14 protein-coding genes and 1 tRNA gene are annotated in these 20043 nt (G+C 50.2%); 10 read left to right on the forward strand and 5 right to left on the reverse strand.

The window, feature by feature from the left end; translation table 11 throughout:
- The first annotated feature begins 2144 nt into the window (after positions 1–2144).
- Positions 2145–4892, forward strand: coding sequence for a hypothetical protein (locus LBJ25_02260; GenBank protein ID MDR1452783.1), 2748 nt, complete (start codon positions 2145–2147; stop codon positions 4890–4892).
- Positions 4893–4989: 97 nt separating this feature from the next.
- Here LBJ25_02260 and LBJ25_02265 read toward each other — a convergent pair whose 3' ends face one another.
- Positions 4990–7596: a hypothetical protein gene (locus tag LBJ25_02265; protein MDR1452784.1), complete on the reverse strand. Its 2607-nt coding sequence runs from the start codon at positions 7594–7596 to the stop codon at positions 4990–4992.
- Between the two features lie 694 nt (positions 7597–8290).
- On the opposite strand from LBJ25_02265, the gene LBJ25_02270 reads away from it, so the two are divergent.
- Entirely contained in the window at positions 8291–9253 is a 963-nt protein-coding gene (locus LBJ25_02270; protein MDR1452785.1) for a class II fructose-1,6-bisphosphate aldolase, read from the forward strand.
- Between the two features lie 53 nt (positions 9254–9306).
- On the opposite strand, the gene LBJ25_02275 is transcribed toward LBJ25_02270, so the two are convergent.
- The 3 genes from LBJ25_02275 to LBJ25_02285 all read right to left on the reverse strand — a co-directional run bounded on the left by LBJ25_02275 (position 9307) and on the right by LBJ25_02285 (position 10067).
- Positions 9307–9450 carry a hypothetical protein gene (locus LBJ25_02275; protein MDR1452786.1) on the reverse strand — a complete coding sequence of 48 codons (144 nt, stop codon included), beginning with the start codon at positions 9448–9450 and terminating at the stop codon, positions 9307–9309.
- Positions 9447–9731 (reverse strand): type II toxin-antitoxin system Phd/YefM family antitoxin, encoded by a 285-nt coding sequence (locus LBJ25_02280; GenBank protein ID MDR1452787.1) that lies wholly within the window; start codon positions 9729–9731, stop codon positions 9447–9449. Before LBJ25_02280 ends, LBJ25_02275 begins: the two co-directional genes overlap by 4 nt.
- Positions 9732–9860: 129 nt before the next feature.
- Complete coding sequence (locus LBJ25_02285; GenBank protein ID MDR1452788.1) at positions 9861–10067, reverse strand: hypothetical protein; 207 nt, start codon at positions 10065–10067, stop codon at positions 9861–9863.
- Between the two features lie 79 nt (positions 10068–10146).
- Here LBJ25_02285 and LBJ25_02290 point away from each other — a divergent pair, with 79 nt between their 5' ends.
- From LBJ25_02290 to mfd, 8 genes are all read left to right on the forward strand, one after another.
- Positions 10147–11826, forward strand: coding sequence for a diphosphate--fructose-6-phosphate 1-phosphotransferase (locus LBJ25_02290; GenBank protein ID MDR1452789.1), 1680 nt, complete (start codon positions 10147–10149; stop codon positions 11824–11826).
- Between the two features lie 23 nt (positions 11827–11849).
- Positions 11850–12467 (forward strand): hypothetical protein, encoded by a 618-nt coding sequence (locus tag LBJ25_02295; protein ID MDR1452790.1) that lies wholly within the window; start codon positions 11850–11852, stop codon positions 12465–12467.
- A gap of 41 nt (positions 12468–12508) precedes the next feature.
- Complete coding sequence (locus LBJ25_02300; protein MDR1452791.1) at positions 12509–13276, forward strand: hypothetical protein; 768 nt, start codon at positions 12509–12511, stop codon at positions 13274–13276.
- Positions 13277–13294: 18 nt separating this feature from the next.
- Positions 13295–14284, forward strand: coding sequence for a GDP-mannose 4,6-dehydratase (locus LBJ25_02305; GenBank protein ID MDR1452792.1), 990 nt, complete (start codon positions 13295–13297; stop codon positions 14282–14284).
- 68 nt (positions 14285–14352) lie between these two features.
- Positions 14353–15681, forward strand: coding sequence for a nucleotide sugar dehydrogenase (locus LBJ25_02310; protein ID MDR1452793.1), 1329 nt, complete (start codon positions 14353–14355; stop codon positions 15679–15681).
- A gap of 10 nt (positions 15682–15691) precedes the next feature.
- Positions 15692–16852 (forward strand): undecaprenyl/decaprenyl-phosphate alpha-N-acetylglucosaminyl 1-phosphate transferase, encoded by a 1161-nt coding sequence (locus tag LBJ25_02315; GenBank protein ID MDR1452794.1) that lies wholly within the window; start codon positions 15692–15694, stop codon positions 16850–16852.
- A gap of 23 nt (positions 16853–16875) precedes the next feature.
- Positions 16876–17244, forward strand: a complete 369-nt coding sequence (locus tag LBJ25_02320; protein ID MDR1452795.1) for a 4-amino-4-deoxy-L-arabinose transferase — start codon at positions 16876–16878, stop codon at positions 17242–17244.
- Positions 17244–19367, forward strand: coding sequence for a transcription-repair coupling factor (gene mfd, locus LBJ25_02325; protein MDR1452796.1), 2124 nt, complete (start codon positions 17244–17246; stop codon positions 19365–19367). The genes LBJ25_02320 and mfd overlap by 1 nt, the downstream gene beginning before the upstream one ends.
- Positions 19368–19919: 552 nt before the next feature.
- Here mfd and LBJ25_02330 read toward each other — a convergent pair.
- Positions 19920–19992 (reverse strand) — tRNA-Arg (locus LBJ25_02330).
- Between the last annotated feature and the right edge of the window lie 51 nt (positions 19993–20043).

The raw sequence follows: 20043 nt of genomic DNA on the forward strand, positions 1-20043 counted from the left end.
TGGGCCTGAACAAAGCCCGCGACATTGGCAACAGCCGCAAGCAGGTAGCCGCTTTCAACATCAATGCCGGCAAAGAAGAAGAGCGCATCGAGGCAGAAGCCGGTCTGGCGCGCAAAAAACTTAATGACTTCAATGTCCCGCTGGCCAAACTGGAAGAGCCGCTGAACGCTCTGGACGCGCATTTTGCCGTGAAAACGATTTTGCGTGAGCTGCGTTCGCGGCGCGAACTGCTGATCTCCGTGCTGGGCGGAGCGCAGGAAAGATCCGTCAAAGACCGCGTGGAAAGATATGTGTCGCGCATCTCGCTGGATTTTCTGCGCAAGAAAAAAGACGACTATTATTATTTCAAAGACCACAAAGAATATCTGGACAATATGCTGCTGAAACCTCTGGGCGGTTACAAGACTGTGCTGGAGAGTATTTTCCGCGAGGCGCTCAAGACCAAAGAAGCGGCGGATTTTGCGGAGAGCGATTTGCTGAATATTCCCGAAGCGGAAAAAGGCAAGGCCAAGCCGAAAGACAGCACTTACGTCAAAGCGCTCAAAGGCCTGCTGGAAAACCTTTCCCGCAATCTGGAAAGCGTCAAAAAATGCGTGAAAAATGACAAAGGCCAAAATAAGATCGAGGAGTTGGCGGAGATCAAAGCGGACAACAGCAAGCAGGATAATTTTAATGCCAAATCCGTCAAAGAAGCGGTCAGCGAGTTGAAGATCAGCGAGCTGAAATCTCTGCTGGAGGAATTGCAGAAACATTATGCCAAAAATGTCGAGCTGTCCAAAAACGATCAGCCGAAAAAAAGCCTGACCCAAAACGCGATCCGCGAGATCAAGGCCGCGCTGAAAAAAATCACGGGAGTTTACGATCCGGTCAGCGAGAAAATTATTAAGATCGTGACGCCGAAGATCAATTCTTTGAGCGGCGCGCTGGACAAGCTGGAAGATTTTACCGCAGTCGAAAATCTAGACCTGCGCGAATTTCAGGAAGTGTACCGTCTGGACGCGCGGGATGTTTCGGACTTGCTACAAAAAACCTTGAACGACACGAAAAAATATTTGCGGCAGTTTATTGATTCGACGCCGGAAGCCAACGTGGTCAATAAGAAATCGGCGGAAAAACTGCTCGACCGGCTGCTGGCGCGTTTGGAGCGAGACGTACAAAAAGAATCTGGCAGCGCCGGGGAGAAAAACCGGAAAGCCTTGAAGATCTTGAACGGCTTAAACGAACTGGTCAAGGGTCTGGCTGAGCTGAAATCCGTCGAGCCAAATCATGAGCGCAAATCCGACACGCGGCACCGTGAGCGCCTGCAGATACCGCTAATCGTCCTGCGTGGCCAGCAGAGATATTTCAATGTGCTGGTCTCTCTGCACGTGCTGGAAAACCTGCTACAATCGCCGCTGGCGCTGCTGGCCGGCATGGAAAACACTGACGAGGCCGAAAATATTAAGACCAATTTGTACGAACTGCGCAATTGTTTGGAATTCTTGAAGACCGATAAAGAAGCGCGCACGGTGGTTACGGCCTTTGGCGCTTTGCAGTGGCTGAATAATTTGGATAATTACATCGAGCACATGGTCATTTCCAATGACGCGTTGTCCGTGTTGAATAAGCCCAAAACCGCGGTGGACAGCCTGCGCAAGCCGATGGAAGACCTCAACGGGCCGCTGGCCGCTTTGGAAGGCAAAAACGAAGCCGAAGCGAAACTCGACATACCGCGCGGCCTGCTCAGCGACCTGCTGGCGGAAAATCCCGACGGTAAATTGCAGTTAGATAAAATTTTGGACGAACTTGGTCAGGCGGAAGACGAGGAAGAGATCGGCAAATGTCTGGGACAAATGCGCGGCGCGTGGCTGACCGTGCTGGAGCGGCTGGAGGCCTGGAAATCTCGCAATGAATTATTGGCTGACCGCGCCAAACTGAAAATCGGAGGCACGGAAACTCTGCGCGGCAAGGTCGCTTTGCCGCTGGCTCTGATCGAGGCCGTGGATATTGTCGATGTGCTGCTGGGCAAAGAGCAAAAAGGCGACAAGTATTTCCTCGACAGTTATCTCAAGGGAGTCGTCAAAGAAGAGGGTTTGGAAGACACCACGAAAAAAGCTAAAAATGTGCTGGAGAGCTTAAAAGAAATCCTGGTGAAATTCAAGATCATGCCGGAGCTGTGGGGCTATGTCGAACACGGCGAGTCTGGCGAGCAGTTTGAATTCAGCCAGCAGGTGGATAGGTTGCTCAAACCCAAAGAATTGCAGACCGCGCAGACTGAGTTAAGTGAAGCTCTGGAAAATCTGCAAAAAATCATTGACAGCGAAATCTGGACGCGCATCTACAATTATATTGCCGACCAAAAACCGCAGAAATATCAAGAGCTGCGCAAAGCGGTCGACGCGCTGAAACTCCTGCCGGGGCTTTTGAATGCTTTGCAGTTTGAGGAATTCAGCGAAACTCTGAAGGCTCTGGGTAAGACTTTGGAGAGCGACGCCGGCGCGGTCAAGAGTTTGGCCGAGCAAAAAGACAACGGCAGCAAAATTGCCAAAGTCGTGGAGCGTTCGCTCAAAAATCTGAAACGGATCAGAGATTGGAAAAAAGCCGAAGACGACGAGATTGCCGGCGCGATGATCCGCGAGCTAGGGCGCGTGAAAAAAGAGACCGAGGAAAAAGTCAATAACATTTGGCGCAACACGACCGGCGTGGTCACGGAAAAGATGCAGAAAAACCTGGGCGAATACAACAGTGTGTTTATGATGGCCAATTCCGGCGCGCGCGGCAACATCGATCAGGTGCGCCAGCTCTCCGCGATGCGCGGTCTGATGGCCGACGCTAAAGGCCGTCCGGTAAAAGTGCCGATCACTTCCAATCTATATGACGGCATGAGCTTGACGGAATTCTTCATTTCGTCTTACGGCGCGCGCAAAGGTTTGGTGGATACGGCGATGCATACAGCCGAGTCCGGTTACTTGACCCGCCGGCTGGTCGATGTGGCGCAGGACGTGATCATCACCGAGGAAGACTGCGGCACGACTGACAGCATCACCCTGGAGCCGCTGTACGATGAGGACGGTCAGGAGCTGATCTCGCTGCGCAAAAGATTATTCGGACGCGTAGCCGCGGAAACCCTGCACAATCCGGACAACGAAAAAGAAATTTTGATTAAAAAAGGCGAGGTTGTTGACGATCAGGCCGCTAAAAAAATCGAAGCGGCCAGATTCCTGTCGGTCAAAGTCCGTTCACCGCTGACCTGCACTACCCGCGGTGGGATTTGCCGCAAGTGCTACGGCTACGATCTGTCGACCCGCAAGCTGATCAATGTCGGCGAGGCGGTGGGCGTTATCGCGGCGCAGTCTATCGGCGAGCCGGGCACCCAGCTGACAATGCGTACTTTCCATACTGGCGGCGCGGTGCTGGGCGGCGGAGACATGGAAGAAATTGTCGCGCCGCTTGACGGCACGATTTATTTTCATGATCCGGACAGTCCGCAAAAGGCCAAAGATCAGGTGCGCCAGACTTCGATTTTACGCGACGGCAAAGATGTGGATATTTTAGTGCATCCGCTGCTGGTGCACATCAAGCCGCCCAAAGGCAATAAAAGCGTGCTGCGTCTGCTGACTGGCTCCGAGCTGAGTGTCAAGGACGGCCAAAAAGTAAAAAAAGGCGAGCTGCTGGCCAAGCGAGACAAGAGCGTGAAGTATATTTTTGCGATCAACGAAGGCAAGATTTCGTATCACGGCTTTGTGGAAAAACCGGTCAAAAAAGAATACGCTTCCGGCGGTTCGGAAATGATCTCGGTGGCCAACCGCAACGGCTCCCTGTTTATTCATAATTCTGACCAGTCTTTGCGTAAGCTGTACATTGTCGACGCCGATAAAGAGCTGCTGGTCAAGAAGCTGGACTTGGTTGACAATGATGAGGAATTGGCGCCGGGTGTGCGCGCGGAAAGCTCCGGTTTCGTTACGGGCATCACCGAGAACGAGAACGGCACGCTGACGATCCTGCTGGAGCCGGGCGGTGTGTATCCGATCAAATCCGGCGCGCAGCTGTGTGTGCCTGAAGATCAAGCCGTGCAGTACGATCAGGTCATCGCCATCGAAAACGTGGAAGTGCAGGACGCCGGTGACATCACGGCCGGTCTGCCGCGCGTGGAAGAAGTGTTCGAGGCCAGACACCCGCAAAAAGCCGCGGCGCTCTCGGAGATCGACGGCCAGATCGACGCCATCTCGGAGGAGAACGGCCGCCACAAGATTTTGGTGCGCAATAAGAGCCAGAAAAAAATTTACGAGATACCGCTGGGCAGCAAGCTGAACGACCTCTACACCGGCAAACAGGTCAAGATGGGCGAACAGCTGACCAAAGGCCCGATCGATCCACACAATGTCATCACGATTTTGGGCAAAAAAGCGGCGCAGTTGTTCCTGGTCAACGAAGAACTGGGCATTTATTTGCAGCAGGGTGTTTCGACCAACGATAAACACATCGAAGTGATCGTGCGCCAGATGACCAAAAAAGTGCGCATCCGCGAGATCGGCGACAGCCCGTATCTGGTGGATGATTTCGTGGACGTGTTTGACTATGAGGACACGATCAAGAGACTCAAAGAAGATGGCAAAGCTCCGCCGGTTGGCGACCATGTGCTGCTGGGTTTGACCAAGGCTTCGCTGAATACGGACAGCTACATCTCCGCCGCGTCTTTCCAGGAAACGACATCGGTGCTGACCAAAGCCGCGGTATACGGCAAGCAGGACGGCATGGCGGGCTTGAAAGAAAACGTCATCATCGGCAAGCTGATACCGGCTGGTACAGGTTTGCGCCGTTACGAGCATTTAAAATTGCTCTCCAGCGATCCGGAGATCAGCCTTGAGCCGCCGCCGGAAATACTGGAAGAAGAGGTTTTTAAACAGCCGTAATACAAAGACAAACGTTTCGGCAAGGACTGTACGGTCCCTGCCGAAGCGTGTGAGCCGTTCGCTAACTGTTGGTGATTGTGCCTGCCCCTTTTTATGCCTAAGCAACGTTGAATGTTGGTTGCTGTGTTTCACTGCCGTATGTCCAGCTCTGTCCATTGAAACCAAGGTAGTGGGTAACGCCATCTATGTGGAAAGAAACAGGGTTTATGCCGCTGACTTGATAGTCTTCCCCGCCAATATTAATTAAATTATCTTTAAAATTAGCGTCAAAAGTTACTAGCACTGGCATGTCGTCAATGGTTATATTAATGCTGCGCCGATTGTTTTCTCCTCTGGTTACCGCAATACCTTTCATTACTACGGTTGGTTGATAGGTGTTTATTTCTGTGATTATGTCTTTGCCAGCATTATCGATTGTCTCATTGTTCGTAGGTGTTCTATACTCAGGTGTAGAGACGGATTGTGCTGGTTGATTTTGATAACCTACTGCTTGTGCAAACGGTGTGGTAGCGTTTGGTGTTGTTGATTCTTCGGGTGTAGTTGTGGGTGGAGCTGACGGCTGCGGCGTTATTGTCCTCGGTATTTCTGCTTGTGCAGTTGACAGCGGTGGTTCTTCTGGCTCTGCTGCTCCTGGTGATGATGGTTGTCCTGCCTCTTGTGCGCTATTTTCGACTTGCTCAAAATTTAGAGTAAACCTTGAGGTATCTCCTTCTGTTATTATATTTGGTCTTGACGATGCTGCTGTATCTGCTGACGCCAGCGGTGCTGGCTCAGCTGATGCCAAATTTGCTGGCGTTTCCGGTGGTGTTTCTTCTTGTACTGTGTTGCTGCTATCTGACGAGGGTACGGGCTCTGCTGCTAGTTCTTGCAATATACTTCGTGTAGCATCGTCCAACTCTTTTTCTTGATTTTCTTTATCCTTGTTCTCCGCGGCAAGTCGATTAGCGCGAGCCTCGATAAACCGATTAAACTCCGGAGCCAATTTATTGGCTAAAACACTAACATGCACATTACCGCTTTTCTGTTTTTCTGCCAGAAACTCATGCACTATTCGTTCTGATATTCTCCCTTCTCCGATGCCGGATGATAGCGCTTCTGCTAGGGCTGTCTGACTTTCATTTAGCTTATCTTCTGAGCCAGCATTGGCGCTTCTTAACAAGTTAAAGGCGTTATTTAAAATAGTTCTTTGTTGGGATTCGGGCAACCCGTCCAGCAAACCATTGTCTATGGCTGTGTTTAAGGCCTCAAAGTCTGGCGGCTCCTGGCTCATAAGACTGGTTGCCTTGGCCGCTCTTTGTGAGGGAGATGTTTGTGCCATTTCCGCCCGGGCAATTAACTTTAATTGTTCGGGAATGCCAGAACTTTCCTCTTGGTGATCTTCAAAACCCTCAAGATGATCACGGAAGTTCTTTAACTGATCCGGTTTTAATTCTTTTACGATACTTTCAAAACTGCTGCCGGGATCCTTGCGGATTAGCTCAAAAACACTAGTGCGTTCCCGCTGATTGCAGGCTTTCAAAAAGTCATTTAACTTACCGTCCTTTTGCAGTTCATTTATATCCTGCATAGACACAGCGCCGGCATCGCCGTCGCGGTCAAATCTGGCGAGAGTGTTACGCACAAGCGCTGAATCCTCATTACGCACTCCGGTCAGCGCGAACTGGACAGTCATTTCAGGCGCGTTTTTTTGTGTATCTCCTAGCGGATAGTTCCTGATGTTGGTTTCTCCGATCATTATCGGCTTGCCGCTGCGTTCCGCGTTATTTATTTCCTGAAGGAAAGCCTGTTTAAAATCCGTATTCTCCGTATTCTCTATTTGTCCCGCGAGGCTCTCGAGGATCATTTCTTTTTGCGTGTCGCTGAGACTTGGGTTGCTCAAGGCTTGCGTTGTTTCGCGGGCGGTATTCTTTTGGTCGCAGCCATCGAGCAGACCGGCATTTATCAGATAGGTTAATTTATTTTCCGTCCTAGATTCACTGATGGTAGTAGCGGAACCGCCGTTAGCGGAATATTCGCGTTCACTGCTGATAGATATAGCTATCCTTTGGCCAGGATCTTGCAAACACTCACTGAATATCTTTTGCCTGTCTGCAGGCGACATTTGTCCGATTAAGCTTTTAAATGCTTCTGGATTTTTGAGCTCATTATAGATCGGATTGCTTGGGTCGGATTCCATTCCGCGGTACAAATTTAACGCTTCTGTAGCGCTTAAATGCGGAATATCATCTTTAGTGATCTTTCCGTCTTTGGTGGAGCCAACCTCGGCTCGGTCAAACTTATCAATATCGACGGTGTTCTTAACGGTCGTAAAAGCAGCGTTGTCGGTTTGCAGAAATTGCCTAACTGCTTCTTTGGTTTCTTTTTTAGTGAAAACGCTAGGATTATTATTGATTTTATTCAGTATATTAGTCATGCTTAAACGTACTTCCGGCTTGTTACTATCTAACCCGGCTTTAATAAAATCAGCGCGAGTTTCCGGGAGCAGACGATCAATAAATTCCTCCTGGTCGCTTTTAGGCATCCTACTGAATTCATCCAAAGAAATTTGACCATCTTGATTAGAGTCAATCTCCTTTGTTCCAAATTTCTTAGATGTAGATTCTGTCCAAAAACCATCATTGTTATTGATCTGTTGGTTGTTCGCTATATTTCGCCTGTCTGCTGTTATGTTAGTGAATGAACCGCTATTAATATTTATATTCATAATTCCCTCCTGAATTTTTTTAAACACCAAATGTCAACCGACCGCTTTAGCGGCGTTCAACATTCGCTGTTTTTTAGGAGAAAGAAAATAGAGAAAGGAAAATACTATATTTTTCGCGTACCTACACGAAAAATTGGGGGGGGGGGGGGGTAACTATTAGTCAATATTAAATTCAAAAATTTTGGCATTATAAAACTCCAGTTTTTTGTTTCTTTGTTTTTTCGCGGCGGGGAATATCTTTACCTGCGTGCGCCGAGAATAGAGACGTAGCATGCTACGTCTCTATCCGGTAAAATATTCCCTGCCGCTATAGCACGCTTACGGCAAAATATTCGCTCTCAAAATATCCATCAAAAAAACAAACATTTTCTATTTTTTTGTTCTACTTAGCGTGGCAAATATTTTACCCGGAGCGGACGTAACCTTCAGTGCTACGCCGTGTCCGCGAGGGTAAAGATATTTGCCGCGCTTTAGTTATATACCCCGTCCATTTAATATTTGCCGCGCACATGTAAGTAAATATACTTACCCTCTAAAACTCACAAGAAAGTAATTACCCACTTATCGTAAAAATATACCTTTGAAATGCATCGAATTTTGCCGTTGTTTTTTGCGGTGGAATTTTTCGGTTTGTCATTTTCCGCCAAAAATGGTAAAAAATAGGCTCTAATTTTGTTGGTGAAAGGAGCAAAAAATGGTCAGTTACAAAGAATTGGGTTTGGTTAATACGCGGGAGCTGTTTGCCAAAGCGGTCACGGGAGGTTATGCGCTGCCGGCCTACAATTTCAATAATCTCGAGCAGTTGCAGGCGATCATTCAGGCTTGCGTGGAGACTAAGTCGCCGGTGATCTTGCAGGTATCCAGCGGCGCGCGCCAATACGCCAATCAAACCCTGCTGCGCTACATGGCGCAGGGCGCGGTGCAGTATGCTCGGGAGCTGGGCTGCGCGATACCGATAGTCCTGCATCTTGACCACGGTGATACTTACGAACTGTGCCAGAGTTGTATCGAGTATGGTTTTTCCTCTGTGATGATCGACGGTTCGCATCACCCTTATGCGGAAAATGTTGCCCTGACTAAAAAAGTCGTGGAGTACGCGCATCAGCACAATGTGACTGTGGAAGGTGAATTGGGCGTGCTGGCCGGCGTCGAGGATGAGGTTTCCGCTGAGACGCACACGTATACCCGTCCTGAAGAGGTCGAGGATTTTGTCCGGAAAACTGACGTGGATAGTCTGGCGATCTCGATCGGCACCTCACACGGCGCTTTTAAATTCAAGCCCGGGCAAAAACCGCAGATCCGTTTGGATATTTTGGCGGAGATCGAGAAACGCATTCCGGGTTTTCCGATCGTTCTGCACGGCTCGTCGTCCGTGCCGCAGGAATACGTGGAGCTGATCAACAAATATGGCGGCAAAATGGAAGCGGCGATCGGCATTCCCGAGGAGCAGCTGCGCGCGGCCGCCAAATCCGCGGTTTGCAAAATAAACATTGATTCCGACGGGCGTCTGGCCATGACCGCCGCGGTGCGCAAAGTTTTTGCCGAAAAACCGGCTGAATTTGACCCGCGCAAATATCTCGGCCCGGCCAGAGATTTATTAAAAGAGCTGTACAAACGCAAAAATATTGAGGTGCTGGGTTCGGCAAATAAAGCATAATACTCTGCGCGATAGGTGCCGGGTATTATTTTTTTAATTTTTAAAAAAACAAATTAGTGATTTTGTCTGCCAATAATTTTCTGCGCTTCTTCCGCTACTACGGCGGCGTTTTGCGGACTAGTTTGGGCGATCCAGTTAAAAACCGTTTCCAAACTGTTGATAAATTCCGGCAGGACAAATACAGAATAAATTTTCATAGGAGATGGTGTTTTTTCCTAAAATCCGCCAAAGCCTTTTTGGCAGGGATTGCTTTGCCGTCTTTTAACTCGGTCAGTCCTTGCTGGATTTTCTGCACATTACGCAAATATTCCAGCGTGTCCAGCATACTTTGATAAGATTCCGCGTCCTGCACCACCACTTCCGCGCTGCCGTTGATAGTGATAATAGTCGGCCGCTGGGTTTCCTTGATGTGTTTGATAATCTCCGCGGTATTACGCTTAAATGTGCTAAGCGGCTTTATGTCCTGGACTATATTCATTTTCGCTCCTTATTTAATATTTTATTTAGTGCTTAATATTATATACTAAAAAGTGTTTTTGTCAAAAGCAAAATTAAAAGGGGCCGCGCAAGCCCCTTTTAAATCCCACAATACTTACTTATTTGCCCATTACAGTTCCAGCAGCTGTTTAGGCATTTCGCTGGCCGTCCAGATACTCTCATTGTTAAAAACATCCGGATCTGGTATCTGATTATCACCACCGGTCAGATACTTGCCGCTGCCAAAATCTGTGGGGTCAGGCAATAACTCTTTCGTTTTGGCAATATCAAACTCCGCTTCGAGAAATCCTATCCCGTCTTTTATGCCGCGCCTCAAAACTTCTCATTGTTTCGTTGCCTTTTTAACCAAAAAATGGTAAAAAATTAAATCTTTCACCAAGGGGAGAAAAATAAAAATGCTGACCGCTGATTTAAAAAAAATGGAGCAGGGCAACTCGATCTTTGAAAGAGAAGTCAGAAAACTTAACGTGCCGGTCTGCAGGCTGTTCCTGGACGAACAGGGGCAGGCCGCGCCGGTTGTTTTTAATCCCGAGGGCAAGCCGCTGAATACCGGAAACGCCGGACCGGTGGCCGCGGAATTCAGCCATATAGTCAAAGCCAGCGACAACCGGCTTTTGACCGCCAAAAGAAAAAATTTGAGTCCGGCGCTGGACCGGCGCGTGGCCGTGCTTTTTTCCGGCGGACCGGCGTCCGGCGGGCACAATGTCGTGGCCGGACTGAAAACCGTGCTGGGCGGGCAAAACACCTTGCTGGGCGTGCGTGGCGGGCCAAAAGGTTTGCTGGAAGGAAATTTATTTACGATTGCCAGTAAAGATGTAAAACGGATTTTAAATACCGGCGGTTTTGATTTTTTAGGTTCAGACCGCACCAAAATAAAAACCCCCGAACAGTTTGCGCAGGTCAAAAAAGTCTGTGCCGAAAATAAACTGAACGCGCTGGTCATTGTCGGTGGCGATGATTCCAATACCAACGCAGCGCTGCTGGCTGAGTATTTGTATCCAGAGGTGCAGGTGATCGGCGTGCCGAAAACCATTGACGGCGATCTGCAGGTTGGCAAATTTCTGCCGATCTCTTTTGGTTTTGACACCGCGACGAAAATTTACGCCGAGCTGGTCGGCAATATTTTGCAGGACACGCCGTCCTCGCGCAAGTACTGGCATTTCATCAAGCTGATGGGACGCGCGGCTTCGCATGTGGCGCTGGAAGTGGCTTTGCAGACGCGGCCGGCGGCTGTTCTGATTTCCGAGGAGATCGCCGCTAAAAAAATCCCCCTGCGGAAAATTGTCGACGGTATCGCGCAGACCGTGATCCGGCGCGCCAAAAAAGGCATCCGGCACGGTGTGGTGGTTATTCCCGAGGGTTTGATCGAGTTTATTCCGGATTTGACCGCTCTGCTGAGGACGCTCAACCATTTGATGGCGCGGCATGCTTCCAGTTTGAAAAATTTAACGCTGGCCAAACGCCGCGAATTTGCCGCCAAAGAGTTAAGTCCCGAACAAGCCGCGCTTTTCAAGTCTCTGCCGGATTATCTGCAGGAGATGCTTTTGCTGGACCGCGACTCACACGGCAATTTGCAGGTCTCGCAGATCCCCACCGAAAAGCTGCTGATCGACATGACGGCGGCGCGCGTTAAACAGCTCTCGCCCGCCACGCCGTTCGCCGCGAACAGCCACTTTTTTGGCTATGAAGGCCGCTGCGGCGCGCCGTCGCTTTTTGACGCGGCGTTCACTTTCAATTTGGGCTTGATCGCCGGTTCGCTGATCCTGGACAACCGCACCGGCTACATGGCCGCTTTGAGTGATCTAAATAAAGGCGGCCGCGTGCTGGCCATTCCGCTGACCGGCCTCATTAATGTTGAAAAGCGCCACGGTCAGGACGAAATGGTTATCGAAAAAGCGCTGGTCAAAATAAATTCTCCGGCTTTCAGGTTTTTGGCGGCGCGGCGCCGGGCTTGGAGCGCGGCCGATCTGTTTACTTCGCCGGGGCCGCGGCAGCTCTGGGGTCCGGCCTCCAACCAGGTGCCGGTTTCCGTGGCGCTCAATCAGGGTTACGCCGACCTGAGTTTTAAGTTATAATATAATATTAGAGGGTAAAGTTTATGGCAGAAGAAGAGCTGGAAAATAAAACCGGCACGCCGTCGGAAGAACCTAAAGAACACAACTCCCCGTTTGCCGAAGACGAGGCGTCCTTGTCCGGCATGGTGTCGTCTGTGCTGAAGCCGCAGGATGAGAAAGAACGCGAAAAGATCGAAAGAGAATTCAAAAAACGCCAGGAACGCTTGGAGCGGCAAAAAAACGGCGCGGGTTTTGCCTGGAAGACCTTGCTGGCCTGGCTGCTGATCGTTGCCGCCGCGGCGCTGATTTGGTTTGCTGTGCAGCCGTTCAAAACTGCCGCGGTTAAATCGTGGCAGAAGATAATTTACGCCCGTCCGTCCAAAAATCTGGCGGTGCTGAAACACGATCAGCTGGTTTTTGAAGATACTTTCCGCTTCAAAGCGAGTACCAATTTGCTGGCCGACAAAGCCACGCTGATCATTTCCCGCGGCTCCAAACATGAAAGCATCGCTGGCAAAATTGTTTCCCGCGACGACCGGACTCTGGTCTGGGAATTTCTGGCCAGCCGTTTGGCCAAAGGCAATTATACTTACAAGGCGTATTTCAAAAATACGGCCGACGCTCAATTAAAAGAAATTCATGGTGTTTTTGAGGTAAAATAATCGATATAAAGACAACTTATCTTAAAAAGGGGGAATTCTATATGTATCGAAAAATTCTATTGGTTTGGGTTTTGCTGGTCAGTTTGGTTTTGGCGCTGGGCGACAAACCGGCTGCCGCCGCCACCGCCGTGCCGCGCGGGGAAGAGCCGCTGGAGAATTTGAGCGTTGATCGCTTGTACAGCCGCGCCTATGCGGAATACGGCGCCGCTCTGGATATGATTTATGCCGAGCAGAACAGGAGAGCGATCGAAGCCTTGAGTTTATTCCTGGAAAAATATCCTGACGATTCGCGCTGTCCGGACGCGCGGTATTTTTTGCTGGTGGTTTACGGTCGCAATAATCAGCCGCGGGAACAGGTGGAGCTGGCGGACGCTTATTTTGCCGGAGAGCCTACGGATAACGCGCTGACCGACTCGGTCAAGCTAGAGAGTTTATCCGCTTATATTTGGACCCAGAATTTAGCCACGGCCAATCTGCTGTACAGCGAACTGTTAGAGAAATATCCGACCAATAATTCAGTCTTGGCCCTGGCGTATCAGCAGTATTTACCGGCTTTGCGTTTGGCGAGAGACCTGACTGGTCAGAAAGAGGTGTTTAATTTTTTCCGCGCGGACAATAACCGCCAGTATCTAAAAAACCCCAACAATTATTATATTTTTACCTATGAGCTGGCAATGATCTATTTTAACGAAGGCGATTTTAAGTCCGCCCGGCCTTTGCTAGCAGAGGTTGCGGCGCAGAAAGAAAACCGCGTGCTCGAAAATTTTGCTGATTCGGCGGAAAGTTATATGAAAAATCTGCCAAATTAGGTTATACTTAAAAACATAATGCAGAAAATTTTTATTACCGGCGGCGCCGGTTTTATCGGCTCACATCTGGCGGAAGTTTATATTAACGAAGGGCACAGCGTGGTGGCTCTCGATGATCTTTCCACCGGACGGGAAGAAAATGTCGCGCCGCTGACGGCCTCCGGCCGGTTTAAGCTGGTCAAAGGCTCGGTGCTGGATTCCGGAATTGTTGATGAGCTGGTGCGGGACTGCGCGATTTGTTATCATCTGGCCGCGGCGGTGGGCGTTTACACGATCGTGGAAAAGCCGCTCAATTCGCTGATGACCAATCTCAAGGGTACGGAAGTCATTTTGGCGGCGGCGGACAAATATCAGAAAAAAATTCTCATTGCTTCGACCTCAGAGGTTTACGGCAAGAGCAATAAATTTCCTTTTAGCGAGGCGGACGACACGGTGCTGGGCGCGACAGACAAATCTCGCTGGTCTTACGCTTACGCTAAAGCGGTCGATGAATTTATGGCGCTGGCTTATCATCAGGAGAAAAAACTGCCGGTGGTCGTGGTCAGGTTTTTTAATACAGTGGGGCCGCGGCAGACTGGACGCTATGGCATGGTGATCCCCAATTTTGTGCGGCAGGCGCTGCTCAATGAGGACATCACGATTTTCGGCGATGGTCATCAGTCGCGCTGTTTTACTTATGTCGGCGACGCGGTTGACGCTATTAAACGTCTGGCCGGGACGCCCCGCGCGATCGGGCAGGTCATCAATGTTGGCAACAACAGCCTGGAAATTTCGATCGAGGATTTGGCCAAAAAAATTATTGAATTGACCGGCAGTAAATCTAAATTGACTTATGTTCCCTATGCTAAGGCTTATCCGCTGGGCTTTGAAGATATGGAACGCCGCGTGCCGGATCTTTTTAAAATAAAAGAACTGATCGGTTTTCAGCCGAAAGTGCAGTTAGACGAAATACTAGAGTTAGTTATTGCGGATAAGAAAAAGAAATTAGGCGATCTGTACAAGTACTAAATATGGTATTGCGCGGCAAAAACGTAAAAGACATTTTGCGGACTAAACTTAAATAAGGAGATCAGGAAATGTTAGCAGCTAAAATAAAAGACCAAAGCGTGAAAGTCGGCATAATTGGCATCGGTTACGTTGGTCTGCCGCTGGCGTGTTCGTTTGCGGAAGCTGGTGTGCGCACTGCCGGCTTTGATCTGAGCCGGAACAAAGTGGACAGCCTCAACAAAGGCGCGAGCTATATTCCTGATGTGCCGTCCGAAGTAGTCCGGGAACTGGTCTTGAATAAAAAAATTTTGAGCGCCTCGACGGATTTTGCCGGTTTGCGGGAAATGGACGTGGTCTTTATCTGTGTGCCGACGCCTTTTGACAAACACAAAGCGCCTGATCTGGCCTGCGTGCGTAACGCGGCGGAATCCGTGGCCCAAACTTTGCAAAAAGGCCAGCTGATCGTTTTGCAGTCCACAACTTATCCGGGGACGACCGAAGAAGTCGTGCTGCCAATTCTGGAAAAAACCGGCCTCAAAGCTGGCCAGGATTTTTATCTGGCTTTTTCGCCGGAGCGCATCGACCCGGGTAATAAAAAATTTAACGCGCACAATACGCCGAAAGTTGTGGGCGGTATTGATAGGGAGTCGACCAAATTGACGGCTGATCTTTTCCGCGTGTTTATTGACGCGGACAAGGTGCACGAGGTCTCCTGTCCCAAGACCGCCGAAATGTGCAAGATTTTGGAAAACACTTTCCGCGCGGTGAATATCGCGCTGGTCAATGAAATGCTGATGCTTTCCGAGCGCATGGGTATCAATATTTGGGAAGTGATCGAGGCAGCCAGCACCAAGCCTTTTGGTTTTATGCCGTTTTATCCCGGGCCCGGTGTCGGCGGGCATTGTATTGCGGTCGATCCTTTTTATTTGTCGTGGAAAGCGCGCGAGTACGATTTTTTCACGCGCTTCATTGAGCTGGCTGCCGATACCAATATGAACATGCCGTATTATGTGCTAGACCGCCTGCGCAAGCTCTTGAGCGTTTCCGGCAAAAATATCAGCGGCGCGAAAATATTGGTACTGGGCGCGGCTTTCAAGAAAGATATTGACGACTGCCGCAACTCCGTGGCTTTGTATCTCATCAAGCTGCTGGAAGACGCCGGCGCGGATGTGCTTTACAATGACCCTTACGTGCCGAAATTTAAATTTGAGCATGAGCTGTATGCTGCCAGCAAAAATCCGCGCGAATATGTGTCGCAGGATCTGACGCCCGGGCTGTTAGCCAGTGTGGATTGTGTTTTAGTGGCGGTGGCGCACAGCGCGTATGATTTTAATTTTATTCTGAAAAATTCCAGGCTCGTTTTCGATCTGGTCAATGGCGCGCGGGGCCGTCAGGCGGAAAATCTGCATAAATTATAGGGAGCAAAATATGGAAATTTTTCTCCTGCCGACGCTGACGGTTTTTATTTTGACGCTGCTGACCGTGCCGCTGGTCAAGAGGCTGGCCTGGAAATTAAATATTGTCGATAAACCGGAAGCCCGCAAACTGCAGACGGATACTATTCCTCTGCTGGGCGGCCTGGGTATGCTGATCCCTTTTGTGCTAGGGCTGTGTTTTTTTTATAAAGGCGCGACAGACCTTAATCTGAAAGCGGTGGTGTTTTGCGCGGCGCTGATCGCGCTGCTGGGGCTGTGCGATGACAAATACGGCTTGACCTGGAAAACCAAATTGGCCGGCCAGTTGGCGGTGTCCGCGCTGTTGGTTTTTGGTTTCGGTATCAAAACTTCTTTTATGGAGCTGGATATTTTAAATAGTCTGGTCTCAATTTGCTGGCTGGCTTTTATCACGAACTCGATCAATTTGCTGGACAATATGGACGGCTTGGCCGCCGGAGTTTCAGCGCTCGCGGCGTTTTTCTTTTTTCTCCTGTCTTATAAAGCCGGACAGCCAGATTTGGCGATGTTCTGCGTGCTGCTGGCGGCCTGCGCGCTGGCTTTTTTGAAATACAATTTTTCGCCAGCTTCGATTTTTATGGGCGATCTCGGCTCTTTGTTTTTGGGTTTTACTCTGGGCGCGGTGGCCATCCTTTTGCAGGTCAGGGAGATCAGCAACTGGGAGATTGTGCTTTGGCACAGTGAGTTTTTTCAGCGTTATGAATATATTTACGAAGGTATCAGTGTTTTGATCCCTCTGTTGGTGCTGGCGGTGCCGATTTTTGACACGCTGCTGGTCATGGTTCTGCGCACGCTTAACGGACTGGGGATTTTTACGCCCGGCCGTGATCATTCTTCGCATCGCTTAGCGCGGATGAAAGGTTTCGTGCAGCGCAGGCTGGATAAGCTGATCTTGTTTTATCTGCGTTTAGCCGGCCCGCGCCGTCCGACCCGCCAGACGGTTTTGCGGGGAGTCGCGCAGGCGCGCACGGCCTTGCTGCTTTACGCCTGCGCCGCTTTGATCGGCGGCGGCACGCTGCTGCTGGCGCAGTTATCCCTGCGCGGCCTTTTGGTTTTTACGGTGATTGTTGCGGCGGCGGCCTTTTTCAGCGCGTATAAACTCGGTCAAGTGCTGGTCTACCGGAAAAAATTATAAACATGGTAAAAAAAGGAGGATATATGCAGACAATATTATTGGTGTTAGTACCGGTGCTGATCGGCGTAGTCGGTCAGTTGTTTTTAAAGAAAGGCATGGCCGTGGTCGGGCAGTTTGATTTCACCGCTCTGCCGCAGCTCCTGCCGCAGTTTGCGCGCGCTTTTACTAACCCGTGGGTCTTTGCCGGTTTTGCTTTTTATTTTTTGTCGTCGCTATTCTGGATGGTCGTGCTCTCCCGCGTGGAATTAAGCGTGGCTTATCCGATGCTCAGTCTGGGCTATGCGGTTGTGCTGCTGGCTTCGTTTTTTCTCTTTCAAGAAGCTGTTTCGCCGGCGCGCTGGCTAGGCGTGCTGGTCATCATGCTGGGCGTCGTTTTGATCTCGCGCAGCTGATGAAACTGGCGCGGGGGCAGGAATACGATTTTTCCCGCATAGTGGCGGAGCTGACCGCTCTGAATTATCACCGGGTGGAATTAGTTGTCGACCACGGTGAACTGGCCGTGCGCGGCGGTATCATCGATATTTATCCGCAGGGTTACGTTACGCCGCTGCGGCTGGAATTTCTGGACAATTTGCTGGAATCGATCCGCTCTTTCAATATTCAGGATCAGCGTTCTTTGAGCCGGCTGGACGCCGCGGAGATCAACGCCTATCAGCCGCTGCCTGACGCGCTGACCCGCGATACGGATTTTCGGGAAAGCGAGGATTATCTGCTGCCGGATTTTCAGCCGGGCGATTATGTGGTGCATGAAAATTACGGCGTCGCAATTTTTCGCGGCCTGAAGTACAAGCGTGAACATTCGGTGGCCGGTGAGTATTATGAACTGCAATTTGCGGATACGCAGACGGTCTTTGTGCCGCTCACGCAGTCTAAGCTCCTGCACCGTTATTCCGCTGGCGATCTGCGTCCGGCGCTGACTAATTTGAGCTCCGGTTCCGGCGCCTGGGAAAAGGCCCGGCAAAAAGCCAGGACTGCGGCGAAAAATATTGCGCTGGAGTTGTTTAATCTCTACCGCCTGCGCAAAATGACCAAAGGCTGGGCCTGTCCAGAAGACACCGAGCAGCAGTTATTGGTGGAGACGGATTTTCCTTTTACGGAGACGCCAGATCAGATCAAGGCGATTACGGCGGTCAAGCAGGATATGGAAGCTGCTTTTCCGATGGACCGCTTGATCTGCGGCGATGTGGGTTTTGGCAAAACGGAAATCGCCCTGCGCGCGGCTTTCAAAATGGCTATGGCCGGCCGGCAGGCGGCGGTGCTGGCGCCGACGACAATTTTGGTCAGCCAGCATTATCATAATTTTCAAACGCGTTTCAAAAACTACGCGCTGGATATTCAAATGTTGTCGCGTTTTCACACACCGGCAGAGAACCGCAACGTCATCAAAAAATTAAAATCCGGCCAGACCAATATTGTGATCGGTACGCACCGTTTGCTGCAAAAAGACGTTGCTTTTCAAGACCTCGGCCTGCTGGTAGTCGACGAAGAGCAGCGTTTTGGCGTGGAGCACAAAGAGTTCATCAAAAAACTGACGGTCAATGTGGATATTCTGACGCTTTCGGCCACGCCGATACCGCGCACACTGTATCTTTCGCTCTCCGGTATGCGCGATATCAGCATTTTGCGCACGCCGCCCAAACACCGTCGGCCGATCAAAACTATTCTGGCCGAGTACGCGCCGGAGAAATTAAAAGCGGCCTTAGACCGCGAGCTGGAACGCGGCGGGCAGATTTTTGTTTTGAACAATGACATAAAATCTTTGCCTTACTGGCAGACCAAAATTCAAGAACTTGTGCCCGCCGCGCGTGTTGTCCTCTCGCACGGCAAGATGCCAAAACAAAAACTAGAGCAGGCCGTGCTGGATTTTGTCGAAAGACGGATGGATATTTTGCTCTGCACGACGATCATCGAGAACGGCATTGATATTCCGGGCGCGAATACGATTATTGTTTTAAACGCTGATCATTTTGGGCTGGCGCAGCTGCATCAAATCCGCGGCCGCGTGGGGCGTGGCGCGCAACAGGCTTATGCTTATCTGTTTTATCCAGCCGCGGCGGTTTTAAATCCGGACGCCACGGCCAGGCTGCACGCGCTCAAAGAATTCACGATGCTCGGCGCGGGCTATCGTCTGGCGATGCGCGATTTGGAGATCCGCGGCTCAGGAAATATTTTGGGCGCCCAGCAGTCCGGTTTTGTCCAAAATGTCGGCTTCACTCTGTACAATAAGATGCTGGAAGACTCGGTGCGCGAAGTGCGCGGCGAAAAAATTGAGGAGGAGCAGATTTTCCGCCTGCCCACCAGACAGGAAAATTATTTACCGCGGGATTATATGGAAGAAGAAATTTTGCGCATTTCTTTTTACCGCCGGATCATGGACTCTAAAACCGCGCAGGATGTGGAAAATATCGAGCAGGAATTGATCGACCGTTTTGGCCGCCTGCCGCAGCCGTCGATTAATTTGCTGCAGGCGATCAAAGAGCAATTGAGTTTAAGCAAAACGCGCCATTTGAAATAAAGTGCGCCTGACACGAGGACTTACGTCGTCTACTCCGTAGACTCGTAGGTCTCACTTCACGTCGCTCCTTTCAGTCACTTGTGAAGTTCGACACGCGCTCCGCGCTTGTGCTCCATCAGTGTTAGGGAGACATTCTGTTCACTTAAATAACTAAAGAAAGATACGATGAAAAAAAGTGCGCCTGACACGAGGACTGCGCGCTCCGCGCTTGTGCTCCGCCAGTGTTAGGGAGACACTCTATTTACTCAAACAACTTATAATGTCTAATGACTTTGATTTATTGATAGGAGTCGAACATGCGACATCCAGCTCCGGAGGCTGACGCTCTCTCCACTGACCAGAACTTAACAAGCATACGAAGTATGCGAAGTTAAGTGAGGGTAACAAGCCCACGCAGTGGGCGCCGTTTGCTACAGGCGCAGAAAAAGAATATTATGATGAAACAAAGTGCACCTGACACGAGGACTGCGCGCTGACGCGCTTGTGCTCCATCAGTGTTAGGGAGACATTCTGTTCACTTAAACAACTAAAGAAAGATACGATGAAACAAAGTGCGCCTGACACGAGTCGAACGTGCGACATCCAGCTCCGGAGGCTGACGCTCTATCCACTGAGCTACAGGCGCAAAAGACAATCAAGTTTATCATGAAAATGTATTGGCATAAACAACACTGCC

This window comes from Candidatus Margulisiibacteriota bacterium, assembly GCA_031268855.1.
In the GTDB taxonomy this organism is placed as follows: Bacteria; Margulisbacteria; Termititenacia; order Termititenacales; family Termititenacaceae; genus Termititenax.

Coding starts and splice junctions, on each gene's coding strand:
- LBJ25_02260 (MDR1452783.1), top strand. CDS start 2,145: ATGCCGGAGCTGTGGGGCTATGTCGAACACGGCGAGTCTGGCGAGCAG.
- LBJ25_02265 (MDR1452784.1), bottom strand. CDS start 7,596: ATGAATATAAATATTAATAGCGGTTCATTCACTAACATAACAGCAGAC.
- LBJ25_02270 (MDR1452785.1), top strand. CDS start 8,291: ATGGTCAGTTACAAAGAATTGGGTTTGGTTAATACGCGGGAGCTGTTT.
- LBJ25_02275 (MDR1452786.1), bottom strand. CDS start 9,450: ATGAAAATTTATTCTGTATTTGTCCTGCCGGAATTTATCAACAGTTTG.
- LBJ25_02280 (MDR1452787.1), bottom strand. CDS start 9,731: ATGAATATAGTCCAGGACATAAAGCCGCTTAGCACATTTAAGCGTAAT.
- LBJ25_02290 (MDR1452789.1), top strand. CDS start 10,147: ATGCTGACCGCTGATTTAAAAAAAATGGAGCAGGGCAACTCGATCTTT.
- LBJ25_02295 (MDR1452790.1), top strand. CDS start 11,850: ATGGCAGAAGAAGAGCTGGAAAATAAAACCGGCACGCCGTCGGAAGAA.
- LBJ25_02300 (MDR1452791.1), top strand. CDS start 12,509: ATGTATCGAAAAATTCTATTGGTTTGGGTTTTGCTGGTCAGTTTGGTT.
- LBJ25_02305 (MDR1452792.1), top strand. CDS start 13,295: ATGCAGAAAATTTTTATTACCGGCGGCGCCGGTTTTATCGGCTCACAT.
- LBJ25_02310 (MDR1452793.1), top strand. CDS start 14,353: ATGTTAGCAGCTAAAATAAAAGACCAAAGCGTGAAAGTCGGCATAATT.
- LBJ25_02315 (MDR1452794.1), top strand. CDS start 15,692: ATGGAAATTTTTCTCCTGCCGACGCTGACGGTTTTTATTTTGACGCTG.
- LBJ25_02320 (MDR1452795.1), top strand. CDS start 16,876: ATGCAGACAATATTATTGGTGTTAGTACCGGTGCTGATCGGCGTAGTC.
- mfd (MDR1452796.1), top strand. CDS start 17,244: ATGAAACTGGCGCGGGGGCAGGAATACGATTTTTCCCGCATAGTGGCG.